This is a genomic window from Arthrobacter glycogeni, from assembly GCF_054510815.1.
Window position 1 is genome coordinate 1 of record NZ_JBTNDV010000006.1, and the last position, 12,362, is coordinate 12,362.

A 12,362-nucleotide genomic window follows, 5' to 3' on the forward strand; every position below is an offset into this window, starting at 1 on the left:
CGTTGACTACCCGTACGTTGTAGCTGCCGACGGTTCCGGCTGGCGCCGTCCACCGGACTGTAGCCGTGGTATTACCCGCCGTGGCAGTCCCAATCACTGGTGCCGCCGGGACAACATTTGGGGTGATTGCGGCGGAGGCTGTAGATAGTGCGCCGATCCCGAAGGCGTTAACCCCCTGGACCCTGAAGGTGTACGCGGTGCCATTGGTCAGACCGGTAACTAGGCGATCCGTCGTTGCGGTGCCAGCGAACGTCACCGTTCGTAGGACCGTTGTGCCGGTAAGCACCTGTACCCGGTATTCGGTGATGGCCGTTCCACCATTTAGTGCCGGAGCGGTCCAGGACAGGGTCACCTGTGCGTTTCCGAGTACTCCGACTACATTCGTTGGAGCTGCGGGGACCACATCGGGAGTTACCGCGGTGGACAGGGCCGAGAACGGGCTTGCTCCCACCGCGTTGACCGCCTGCACCTGGAACCGGTACGCCTGCCCGTTGACCAGGCCTGTGACCACCTCGCTGGTTGCATCGGCGGCGGCCGTCCGTAGTGCGCCCACCGTAGCGCCAGCGGAATCGATGACCCGCACGTTATAGCTGGTCACAAGACCCGTTGGTGCGGTCCACCGGACAGTAGCGGAGGCGTTGCCTGCCGTGGCCGTTCCAATCACCGGTGCCGCTGGAGCAACGGAGTCCGAGTACCGGAGCTGTTCAACATTCCGCAGGGTGTCGGTGCCGTCGGCCAGGGTGCCGCGGGCGTGAACAACGGTGGTGACCGAACCTGGCGAACCCAACGTGGCTCCCGCGGGGGAGGTGGTTACATCATAGTTCGCCTCAAGATCAGAGAACTGTGCAATGTCCACCGACGTCCCGTTCGCTGGGGAAAGGATCTCCCTAACGATGACGATGTTCCCCGGATCGACTACCCCTGCAAAGACATCCTGCTGCAGGGTTGGCCCGGTGAGGTTGCCATTGACGTCGCGCAGGTACTGAGCGGCCATGGCACTTTGACCGACGCCCTCAACTGATGCGCTGCCGATCTGCTCGCCGGCTGCGTTACGGACGCTGAGCCGGACACTGAGGTAGGCATCGCCGTCGATGATGTCGTTGGCGCCACGGCCCTCAATCAGGTCGCTCCCGGCGCCGCCGAGCAAAACATTACCCGCGCCCCATACGGGTCCAGCGAGCCCAGCACATTCTCCCGGGCCGATCACCGACTTGGCAGCGACATCAGCCAGCGGGGTGGTCAGCGCGGAGGTAGGAACCAGGGCGCTGAGTCCTCTGATGCGATCTACGCCTGCTTGGTCAAGAACGTCGCAGCCGATGAATCCGCCGCCACCCACTTCACTGGGAACCAGGCTGTCGCCGCGGATCTTGTCATTCAAGTTCCAGCCTGACACGGCCTCGGTCTCGTTGAACTTGTCCCTGACCCCCGCTGTCAACACATCCAGCGGTGGAATGGGAAGGGCGAGGTCCGCATCCATCGCCTGGGGATCTCCCTGACTGATGGACCAGTCGTAACCCGCGGCGCCAGAGTTTTTCTCAATTCCCGGTCCGGCGACGCCGATGTCGTCCCCACCCTCCAGGTCGTAGTCATCGTCCCCACCCTGGCCGATAGCGATGTCGTGGCCAGGCTTGTTGTCATCGGTGAAAAACAAATTGGAACTGTCACCGATAAGACCGTCGGGCTGGTCACCACCCTCGATCCAGTCGTCCCCCCCGTCACCAATACCCTGGTCAATACCCTCGCCGAGGATCAGGAAGTCGTCTCCTTCACCCGCGAAGGTGGTGTTGGCGTTACCGCCGCCGTTGGTGAAGTCCTTGCCGTCACCGCCCATGAGCAGATCCAGCCCGGGACCTGCGTCGATGGCGTCGTTACCGGGGCCGCCTTTAAGTACGTCGTCGCCAGCGAGGTCGGTAAGGACATCATTGCCAAGACCGCCCAAAGCGACGTCGGCTCCGTCGCCACCTTCGATAATGTCGTTGGCTGCGTTGCCCCAGAAGGTGTCGCTGTCATTTCCACCGAAGATCCGGTCGGTGCCCGACGTTCCGTTGTAAACGCTCTGTCCGTTGATACCGGCCGGGTCGACCGTATTTCGCGCACGGTACTTGATCGTTCCGTCCGGCATGCGGATCAGCAGGGCAGCCTCATCGCATTCACTGCTTGGATCGTTAGCGACGGTGTTGCCGAACGTAGCAAACCCGGCCGGGGTGCCAGCGAGGTTCTTCAACTCGAACTTACAGTCCGACGTGGCGAAGGGATCGGCCTTGAGGCTCTTCGCATTCGTGTTGCGCATGACCAGTTCCGCGAAGGAGTTTCCCTCAAGCTGGGTGCGCAGGTTCATACCGGGCGTGCGGGCGAGGTAGTACAGGCGGTCGCCGTTCTGCAGATCGGTCATCTGGCTTTCGAACACGTAATTGAAGGTGCTTCCGAGCAGCCCCCCGAAGACGTTTGTCTGCTCAGCCAAACCGCCAATCCAGAGGTCAACGTTGTCCAGCCCGGTAATGGATGAGGTTCCATTGTTTACCCAGGCGCCGGTGCTGTTCATGAAATCCGCGGCGTCCACAGGAGGTACGTCTCCCGCGGCCACATTTGGATTGACAATCTCCCGCGCCGCAGTGCGCTTGGCTTTCAAAGTCGTCGCACCGGTAATAGTTGGGTGCATGCCGTACGCTGCAACGAAGTTCACCAGGGACTCCGGGTGCTTGATGCTTTCGCCGAAGTCGATCCAGTTGACGTAAGGCCGCAGCTGGGCGTCATTTGTAGCAGCGTGGATGGTGCGGCGTAGCACGTTGAGGCGGGGAATGCCCTCCGAACGGGCGCGGGTAATGTTGATTGTCGCCAGGTCAAGCGGCAGACCCAACAGGTTATTACGGAGGGTCTCGGTAACGAACTCATCGAGTTCGTTACCCACTTGATCGGACATTCCCATGAAGATGCTGCCCGCAGCCTCCTCGGAGGTCAGGGCCCCGGCCGGACCGCCATCGGTGTAGGCCGGGGGATTAAGGAACCCTTCAAGGAGAGAAATGTCATTCTGGGATCCCGCTATGTCGTCGGAGGTGCCGAATTCGCCGTCCGGACCTGGCCGGTCTTCGTTGCGCCGGGAGATCGTCTCGGTCAACATGGAGTGTCCAAAACGGTAAACCGCATGGGCAAACTCAGCGGTAACTGCCGGATCGACGTTGGTCTGGGTGAAGGCAAACGGTTCGAAGGGGTTGATTGCAGGCTGGACTTTGCGGGCAAACTCCTCGAAGACCAGGTGCTGGTACTCCATCTCCGTCACAAAACGGGCGGCCTGGAACAGCCTTTCACCGTTCCAACCGTCAGCGCCAAGTGCTGCCTTCCATTCGGCCAGTGCTTTCACGCCAGCAGCGGAGGTATCTGCGGTAAGGGTGTTCTTGATGTCATTGACCATCCGGTCATGTTCGGAGTGGAACACCTGGTGGATGGCGGTCAGTCCGATGTTCTCATTGACCCTGCCATCACCGGCTGCGAAGTGCAGGTCCAGGATTTCGTTGTCGTATTGGTTGACGCAGCCCACCGGAACTCCTGGTCGCGCGCAAGGGGTCAGGGATGGCGTGACGACGTCGTCGGGGTCCGGAGTGAAGCCGGGCTTTGGAACTGCGTTGTTGGCGATGTCGGTCAGGAACGGTGTCTCAAAGTACCTGACGTTGTCCGGAACAGGCACAGGAGCTGCAGTGTCGCCTTCAACCAGTCCGGTGAGGGTCACATACTGTGGCAGCCCCCGAACGGGGCCGGGGATGAACTTACCGTAAGGATCCGCGGCAATCATGGGGACGTCCAGAGCGTCCTTATCCTCGAGGCGCAGGCCCAGCAGCGATGCGGCCTGTGCCTTGACGGTCGCCCAGGTAGCCATGCCGCCCGCAGTGGGACCCGCAGGTCCGCCCAGCAGTTTGCCCGTCGACACCGGGCGTCCATTGGCGTTATTGACGTACTCGCGCACGAAAACCTGGTGGGAGGCGTGGGAGGTGTAGGTCTGGCTTTGGTCAACCCAGGGTGTGTCGGTGTTGAGGGCGTCACGAATGTCGTCCACTGTGCCCAATTGTCCGTCGGGGCCCGGCTGGTTCTTCCCCCGGGTCAGCACCATGAACCGCAGGTGCGAATCCAGATCATCGGCGGTACCAACCTTGTGGTCCGGTCCAGCGATCAGCGGGTCATCACTTTTCAGCGGAACAAAGACGGTTCCGCCACCCTTGACCGTCTGATCGATTCCATGATCGAAGAACTGTCCAAACAGGGTAAACAGCGAATTGTACGGAGGAGAAAGCCCCACATCCGTGGTGACATTCGGAATGAACAGGGTCTGGAAGGACGGTGTACAGCCGACAGGGACAGCGTCTACCGCTGGCACGGCCAAAGGATCGGGATCTGTGGTGCACGGGGTGACCCCGGGGTTGTTCTGGCTTCTGATGGGCAGACCGGCTGCAGCTACAGCTGCAGGGTTGGTTGAGGTCTGGTCCACGATCAGGTTGCTGATGATGCGTGGCTGTGAGTCGAAGACATTCCCGGATGTCTGCTGATAACTGGTTGGTGCGGGAGGGCCACCCAGTGACCCCGCCTCCGCGCTGCCAAACTTGGCCGGCGCCAACCGCGGGAACACCTGATCAGCGGCGCCGAAGGTTTCCTGCCCCGGTTGCAGGTTGTTGCAGGAACCATCAACCGTCCTGAGACCATGTGAAATCAGGGGAGTGGCAATCTGGTTGGGCCCTGTTCCCACCAGCGCGCCACAGGGGCCGGTCTCGGATGTGGTGTTCGCCACGTGCGCCTCGGAGATTTTGATCTGCTTCAGGATGAAGGCGAGATCCGAGGGGGTCACTGTGAACCCCTGACCGGTGGGGGCCACCACGGCGTTGGCTACGGTCACCGGTAGCAACATGCCGAGGGGAAAGACCAGGGCGGTGGCAATCGCTGCGATGCGGACCGACAATCGGTGACCGGATGTTTGTGGTCTGACCCGGGCCTGATCTCGGTCGGGGATGCGTGGAACCGCTTCCCCCGCCCCTTGAGGTGACTCATGCGTTAATAGCGGACTTTTCCTACCGAAAATATTCATGACACACCCCGGTCTTTGGACGAATCTAGGTGCCCTCATGCTGTCGGATGCAAGTTGTGAAAAACTTATAGTTCTACCGGTCGTCCCACCAGAAAAATTGTTGACGCTGACCCCGGTGATTCTTACCGCGGATAAAGGGTCACTTCGGTGGACTTGACCACAAAGAACACCCGCAGGCCAGGTATCAGGTCAAGGTCAGCCGCAGCGGCGGCGGTGATATCGGCGCTTAGCTGTCCGGCTCGAACACTTATGAGCTCACCACGCTGTTCCAGGTCGGTGATGGTGACGGGTAGCACGTTCCTGGGGCTACCCGATGGTTGCACCACAAACACCGAGACCGCCCGCGGGCTGAACACCGCAGCAGCCTCCTGGGCCAGACCCAGCGGCACTTCGGCGAGTGCCGACAGCCGAAGCCCCGCGGTGGTCTCCAGACCACCCTCGATGCTGACGCCGGTCACCAGATTCAGCCCGGCCAACCCCGCACCAAACGCACTGCGGGGGCGTTCCAGCACCTCACGGGTTGGTCCCATCTCCACCACTGCGCCGGCTTCGACGATAATCGTTCGATCAGCAAGCATTAGCGCGTCAAGCACGTTGTGGGTCACGATGATGGCGCTTCGGCCCGTCAGTACCCGCCGTAGCGTCCTGCGCATCGCCGGGGTGACTGCAATGTCCAGCGCAGCCATCGGTTCGTCAAGGAGCAGCAGCCTCGGATCGGTGGCCAACGCCCTGGCGACTGCCACCCGCTGGGCCTGACCCCCCGAGAGTTCCGACGGTCGACGGTCAGCGAACTCGACAGCCTCAACCTCACGAAGCCAGCGCATCGCCTCAGTTCGTGACGCGGCCCGACCGGTGCCCTGGCTCCGCGGACCAAAGGCCACGTTATCCAGCACGCTCAAGTGCGGAAACAACAGCGGCTCCTGCGCCAGCAACGAGACACCCCTGTCGTAGGGCGGACGCCAGGATGTGTCATCAAAGAGGACTGTGTCGCCCAACGCGGCGCTGCCGCCGTCAGGACGTAGCAGTCCGGCAAGGACAGCGAGTAGCGTCGACTTGCCTGCACCATTGGGGCCGAGGATGGCGACCGTTTCGCCGCTCTCCACGGTGAGCTGAAGATTCAGCCCCCGCGCTGCCACCCGCACATCCGCTACCAGTCTCATGGCGCGTCGCGGACCGGGGCGCGTGACCGGTGTGCCAGGCCTACCACCAGCACCGCCACCACTACGAGCACTAAGGACAGGGCGACGGCGGCATCCGGGTCGGTCTCCCGCTGCAGGTAGATTTCCAGGGGCAGCGTCCGGGTGGTGCCCTGCAGGCTGCCGGCGAAGGTGAGGGTGGCACCAAACTCTCCAAGCGCGCGGGCGAAGGACAGCACCATGCCAGAAACCAGCCCGGGCAACACCAGGGGGAGGGTGATCCGGCGCAGGACGGTCCCGGGGTGGGCCCCGAGGGTAGCGGCCACCGCCTCGTACCTGCTGCCCGCCGACCGGATCGCACCCTCAAGACTTAGTACCAGGAAGGGGAGTGCAACGAAGGTCTGGGCGATCACGACGGCGGTGGTCGAGAAGGCGATGTCAATGCCAAGGATTTGAAGGCTGGTGCCCAGCAGTCCTTGCCTGCCAAACGTGTAGAGCAGGGCAATGCCACCGACCACCGGCGGAAGCACCAGCGGCAGCAGCACCAGAGCCCGCATCAGTTGTTGGCCGGGAAAGTCGGTGCGGGCCAACACCAGAGCCATCGGCACCCCAAAGACCACGCACAGCACTGTGCTGATCAGCGAGGTTCGTAGGCTCAGACCCAGCGCGGCCAGCGACGATTCGGAGGTGATGAGCGGGACAAACTGGGACCAGCTCACCTGGGAAATCATTGCTGCGAGCGGCAACATGACAAAGAGTGCGCCAGCACCGGCGACGACGAAAACCCATGGTGGAATCCCGTGGCGGATTGACTGGGGCCTTTTAGTTGAGGGTTTATCGGGCGGGCGCCCTTTCAACGGGTACTCGATGCTGGGATGGTCGCTCATGGGGGGCCGAAGCCGGCTTCAGTCAGGACGTCCTGCCCCTCCGGCCCGGTCAGAAGGTTAAGGAAGGCGGCGGCGAGCCTGGTATTGCCGTCCGCAACTACCCCCGCGGGGTAGATGTTGACGGCGTCGGCTGCTTCGTCGAACGGAATCTCCTCGACGCCACTTTCCTCGCCGAGGACGTCGGTGACGTAAACCAGTCCGGCGTCGGCTTCACCGGAGCGCACCTTCCCGAGCACCTCGGTCACCGATGATTCCTCGCTAACGGCGTTCACCGTGACACCGGCTGCTTCCTGCGTTTGGGTGGCTGCAGCACCGCAGGGCACCTGGGGAGCGCAAAGTACCACGCTCGTGCCGGGGTCGGCGAGGTCGCTGAACTGCTCAACACCCGCCGGATTGCCCGGCGGGACGGCGATCGTGAGGGTATTGGTAGCAAAAGGCACCGGGTTGCCGTCTATCAGACCTTCCTGGACGAGCCGGCCCATGGTGACGGTGTCCGCCGACGCGAACACGTCGGCGGGGGCACCAGCCGAGAGTTGGGTGGCGAGATCGGATGACCCGGCGAAGCTTAGCGTGACGGTCACGCCGGGGTGTATTGCTTCGAAGTCGTCGGCGAGTTCTGTGAACGTTGACTGCAGCGATGCTGCGGCAAACACGGTCAGCGTTTGGTCGTCGGTGGGCGCGGGGTCACTGGGTGTGCCGCAGGCGGTGGTCGACAGTAGAACGGCAAGGCCGAATCCGGCCGATAGGGTGCGGGAGGGGCGAGCCACGTCAGGCCTTCCTTCCCGGCGTCTCCACAATGACTGTCGTTGACTTCACCACTGCAACAGCCACCGAACCGGGCTCCAGTGCCAGATCGCGGACTGCCTCGGCGCTCATCAGCGACACCACCCGATGCGGGCCGCATTGCAGCTCCACCTGGGCCATGACCTGGTCCGACACCACCCGGGTAACCAGCCCCACAAACCGGTTGCGGGCCGAACTGGCCATTCCCGACGGATCATCAGGTAGTACAGCGCGCTCGCGGGCAAGGTGTGCCAGTCCGAGCCCGTCCACCGTGGTGACCCCCGACTCCGACTTATCGCCGGACAACGTGCCCTCCTCCACCCACCGGCGCACCGTATCGGTGCTGACCCCGAGATAATGGGCAGCATCCCTGATTCTTATCTGCGACATAATCTGCACTCTATCGCAGCAGGTGCGGCTATGTGGGGATGGCTGAGCGTTTTACTCCTGTTTGAGGGGGTCGTGCCCCCAGTTCATCAGGGAGTATCGCCACCGCGAGTCTTCCAGGTTGGAGGAGGGTTTCTGTGCCAAATGCCGGTGGATGTAGCCCACGACTTTGTGCATGTGCTCGACATCGGCGTTGCTCAGATCTGCCTTGTTGGTTTCTAGAATCTTGACAATCCGACGACCGGATTCATGACCCACTGATTCCTCGCTGCCACTCTTCTGTCCGACTGCTTTGGACTCGTCGGTGTCGAGCCAGTGCTTCAGGGTGGAGGCATTCATGTTGACAGCCTGTGTCCAGTCGGACCAGATCGAATCCAGCGTTTTTTCGGAATTGCTCATCGTTGGCGCTACTTCCCGGTTAGTGGGTGGGGCATCGCTTTACTGGCGGGGCCCAGGTGAACCTAAGCATACTGACCAATATCGCTGTTGCACCATGGTGCGGGGAAGGGTGATCAGATGCGGTTGGCGCACACTGGTCGCAGGTAGCTCGCCGTGAGGGCCGCGCTTTCCTCGATAAACCGGGGGAGCCAGCCAAGCAGCCCGTGGTCCGGCTGGGACGGCACCATGATGAACGTCGAGTTTGAGCACTGGCTCAGATTCGTGAAGGCCCGCAGCACGTGATAGTCCGAGGTGACAACGATCAGCCTGTCCCATCCCCGGTCCGCAGCGAGCCGGGCCAGGGCTCGAGCCTCGCCGCGGGTGGTGCGCGGATCCGGTTCAAAGCACACTCGCGACACGTGGGCCGGTCGCCGGCACAACTTGTCGGCGTCGACGTTGCCCGGAGTGTCGGTGTTCGACATGACCAGGATGGGAGCATGCCCGGCTGCCACCAGTTCCTGCCCCACCGGGAGGCGTTCTGAACTGTCACCGCCGAGCACCACAACAGCGTCCGCCTCAACGCCGGCCACCTGGTCGGAGCCAAACACCGGAGGATTGATGAACAGGGAGTAGCAGGCAATGAGCCAGACGCAGAGAAGAGCGGCCAGCAGCGTCATTGATCGTCGCAGCCACGGCCAGATGGCACCGGCGGCTGGGGGGATCTTCACTGGACAAAGCTTACGGGTAGGTAGTCCAGTGATGGGGGACCGGTGGTCGGAGCGTTGTCGATCCCGCTCCGACCCGCGTGGCGGGTTTGGAACTGCACCGAATCCGTGGTGAGGTGGAGCATGAACGGCACTCGCCGTCGGCGTACGCCGCATGCAGGGCCCGCGGGCCCTGGTTTGAGCCGGGCGGGCTTATCAGGCTAAGATGATACGTCGGTCATATGTTCTACAGGAGTTCCCATTAAGAGCGATCTCAGTTCGCCTTTGATATTCAATGTCAAGGACCTCGGGCGCAGCCCAGGCAGCATGCGAACAATCGAAGAACATGTACCTGCACCTAAGGATTTCGGTGTGGTTCTCATCGGTGTTCAGGAAGGTTCCCCTGTGGAACTGGATCTGAGACTTGAGGCAGTACATGAAGGCATCCTGGTATCGGGTACCGCAGACGTCGAGATAGTGGGCGAATGCGGTCGGTGCCTGGATCCCATCAGGTACGACAGCAGCATCGATGTGCAAGAGCTTTTCTATTACGACGACGTCGAGTTGTCCGAAGGAGATGAGCTTGTTGAAGAGCACCGGGTTGATCGGGATTCAATTGATCTTGAGCCGGTGCTTCGGGACGGAGTGGTAACGTCGCTGCCGTTCCAGCCGGTATGCCGGGAGGACTGCGAGGGCTTGTGTTCTGAATGTGGAGTACACCTAGCGGATGACCCCGATCATCAGCACGAAATTTTGGATCCCCGTTGGTCCGCCCTTACCGGGCTGACTGGCACTGCCGCGTCGAGCGATGCGGCAACAAGTACAGAGTCTGTCGAGAGAGAAGAGAGTTAGTCGTGGCTGTTCCTAAGCGGAAAATGTCCCGCTCGAATACCCGTGCACGTCGGTCCCAGTGGAAGGCGACTGCGCCCAAACTGGTGAAGACCGTGGAGAACGGCCGCGTTACCTACAGCCTGGCTCACCAGGCCAAGGTAGTAACCGACTCCGCCGGCACTGCACTGTTCCTTGAGTACAAGGGACGCAAAGTAGCCGACGTCTAACGACCGCTGCGCGCCCCGGCAACGTGGTGCCCGCAGCGTTCTTATGCGAATGCGTAAGTAGACGTGGCAAATACTGAAGACCTTTTGAAGCGTCTCGGTGTCTCTATAGACGCCGGGACGCTTCGTCTTGCCCTGACACACCGCTCCTTTGCCTACGAGCAGGGGGGCATCCCCACCAACGAACGCCTTGAGTTTCTCGGTGACTCTGTGCTGGGACTGGCGGTGACCGATGCGCTGTACCGCGATAATCCCGACCTGTCCGAGGGCGACCTCGCCAAGCGCCGGTCCGCGGTCGTCAGCACCCGCGCGCTCGCCGGTATTGCTCGCGAGCTCGAACTTGGCCAGCACGTCCTGCTCGGGCAGGGGGAGAAGCTGACCGACGGTAAAAACAAGGCCTCAATCCTCGCCGACACCATGGAAGCCGTCATCGGGGCCACCTACCTGAGTAACGGTATTGAAGTGGCGCGGGCCATGGTGATGCGGCTGGTGGCTCCTCTCCTCGGCAGCGCAGCGGCGATGGGCGCCGGCACCGACTGGAAGACCAGCATCCAGGAGATCGCCGCCGCACGACGGCTCGGCGTCATCGACTACAAGGTCACCGGCACCGGGCCCGACCACGCCCGCACCTTCGAGGCTCTGCTCACGGTGGGCGGTCTGCCGTACGGCTCAGGATCCGGTCCGTCGAAAAAGGAAGCCGAGCAGGAAGCGGCAGCAGCGTCATGGAAGATGCTGCGGGTGATGGCCGCAGAGCCCAAGTCGTCCGCCTACTCGGTGTCTGTACCTGCCGCTGCCACCCCGGCTCATGACCATGCCGCTTCTGAGCTTGCCGATCCTGGTGCTGCCGCCGCGGCGTCGACTGAGTCAGCCTAACTTTCCCGATGCCTGAACTTCCCGAGGTCGAGGTGGTGCGCCGTGGCCTCGCCCGCTGGGTGTTGGGGCGAACCATCGACGACGTCGACATCCTCGATCTCCGGTCCATCCGCCGTCACGGGCTCGGCGCCGACGACTTCAGCGGCAACCTGGTGGGGGCCCGGGTCCTCGACGTGGTGCGCCGCGGAAAATTTCTGTGGATGCCGTTGGCTGCCCCGGCCGAGATAGTCAGCACTGGGTCGGCGTCGTCGGCGTCGTTGGCGCTGGCTGGTTCGTCCGCTGATGTCGCGCCCGTGGCCCTGATGGCTCACCTGGGGATGAGTGGGCAGTTGCTGGTCAAAGACGCTGGCTCGCCCGAGGAAAAGCACCTACGGGTCAGACTGACGCTGTCGGCGGCGGGGGGGCCGACTGGGCCTTTGCCGGGGGAACTGCGGTTTGTTGATCAACGCATCTTCGGTGGCCTCTTCGTGACGTCGATGGTGTCGACCGACGACGGACAGCCGGGTGGTCTTGGCGAGAGCCCCCTGCCGTTGATTCCGGCAGAGGCCTCCCACATTGCCCGCGACCCGCTCGATCCCGTGTTCTCCTTTGAAAGCTTCTTCGCGAAGCTGCGACGGCGCAAGACGGGTATCAAGCGGGCGCTCCTCGACCAGGGTCTGATCTCCGGGATCGGCAACATCTACGCCGACGAAGCACTCTGGGCCGCGAAGGTGCATTACGCGCGCCCGACCGACTCCATGAGACGCGCCGACGCGTCGCGGTTAGTTGACGCCTGCCGCGACGTCATGGTCCGGGCGCTTGCGGCCGGCGGCACCAGCTTTGACTCGCTCTACGTGAACGTCAACGGCAGCTCCGGATACTTCGAGCGTTCGCTGAACGCCTACGGCCGGGAGGGCGAACCGTGCAGCCGCTGCGCCGGTGATCCGTTGTTCCAGGGGGTCGCGCTGATGCGTCGTGAGATGTTTATGAACCGTTCGTCATTCACCTGCCCCCGGTGTCAGCCGAAACCCCGGAACGGCCGTTGGTAAATTCGGAAAGGGCTGGTGGCGCCGACGCGACAAAGCGGCTCCGATTCAGGCAGGCTTACTGAT

The 12,362-nt window shown here is 62.5% G+C and carries 11 protein-coding genes; 4 read left to right on the forward strand and 7 right to left on the reverse strand.

Going from position 1 to position 12,362, the window contains the following annotated elements; translation table 11 throughout:
- The 7 genes from ACX80G_RS07900 to ACX80G_RS07930 all read right to left on the reverse strand — a co-directional run.
- The coding region (locus ACX80G_RS07900; RefSeq protein WP_459307032.1) for a peroxidase family protein at positions 1-4,942 on the reverse strand (4,942 nt) is incomplete at its 3' end.
- A gap of 248 nt (positions 4,943-5,190) precedes the next feature.
- Positions 5,191-6,228 (reverse strand): sulfate/molybdate ABC transporter ATP-binding protein, encoded by a 1,038-nt coding sequence (locus ACX80G_RS07905; RefSeq protein WP_459307034.1) that lies wholly within the window; start codon positions 6,226-6,228, stop codon positions 5,191-5,193.
- Complete coding sequence (locus tag ACX80G_RS07910) at positions 6,225-7,091, reverse strand: ABC transporter permease (protein WP_459307035.1); 867 nt, start codon at positions 7,089-7,091, stop codon at positions 6,225-6,227. Before ACX80G_RS07910 ends, ACX80G_RS07905 begins: the two co-directional genes overlap by 4 nt.
- Positions 7,088-7,858 carry a molybdate ABC transporter substrate-binding protein gene (gene modA / locus ACX80G_RS07915; RefSeq protein WP_459307036.1) on the reverse strand — a complete coding sequence of 257 codons (771 nt, stop codon included), beginning with the start codon at positions 7,856-7,858 and terminating at the stop codon, positions 7,088-7,090. The genes ACX80G_RS07910 and modA overlap by 4 nt, the downstream gene beginning before the upstream one ends.
- A 1-nt stretch (position 7,859) precedes the next feature.
- Positions 7,860-8,264: a TOBE domain-containing protein gene (locus ACX80G_RS07920; protein ID WP_459307037.1), complete on the reverse strand. Its 405-nt coding sequence runs from the start codon at positions 8,262-8,264 to the stop codon at positions 7,860-7,862.
- Between the two features lie 51 nt (positions 8,265-8,315).
- A complete protein-coding gene (locus tag ACX80G_RS07925) occupies positions 8,316-8,660 on the reverse strand; it encodes a DUF3140 domain-containing protein (protein ID WP_459307038.1) in 345 nt (114 codons plus the stop codon).
- 113 nt (positions 8,661-8,773) lie between these two features.
- Positions 8,774-9,367: a YdcF family protein gene (locus tag ACX80G_RS07930; protein WP_459307040.1), complete on the reverse strand. Its 594-nt coding sequence runs from the start codon at positions 9,365-9,367 to the stop codon at positions 8,774-8,776.
- Positions 9,368-9,628: 261 nt separating this feature from the next.
- Here ACX80G_RS07930 and ACX80G_RS07935 point away from each other — a divergent pair, with 261 nt between their 5' ends.
- From ACX80G_RS07935 to mutM, 4 genes are all read left to right on the forward strand, one after another.
- Positions 9,629-10,195 (forward strand): YceD family protein, encoded by a 567-nt coding sequence (locus tag ACX80G_RS07935; RefSeq protein WP_459307041.1) that lies wholly within the window; start codon positions 9,629-9,631, stop codon positions 10,193-10,195.
- Positions 10,196-10,197: 2 nt separating this feature from the next.
- Positions 10,198-10,401 (forward strand): 50S ribosomal protein L32, encoded by a 204-nt coding sequence (gene rpmF, locus ACX80G_RS07940; protein ID WP_024476178.1) that lies wholly within the window; start codon positions 10,198-10,200, stop codon positions 10,399-10,401.
- A 63-nt stretch (positions 10,402-10,464) separates the two neighbouring features.
- Positions 10,465-11,271, forward strand: a complete 807-nt coding sequence (rnc, locus tag ACX80G_RS07945) for a ribonuclease III (RefSeq protein WP_459307043.1) — start codon at positions 10,465-10,467, stop codon at positions 11,269-11,271.
- 8 nt (positions 11,272-11,279) lie between these two features.
- Complete coding sequence (gene mutM / locus ACX80G_RS07950; RefSeq protein WP_459307044.1) at positions 11,280-12,299, forward strand: bifunctional DNA-formamidopyrimidine glycosylase/DNA-(apurinic or apyrimidinic site) lyase; 1,020 nt, start codon at positions 11,280-11,282, stop codon at positions 12,297-12,299.
- Positions 12,300-12,362: the final 63 nt, after the last annotated feature.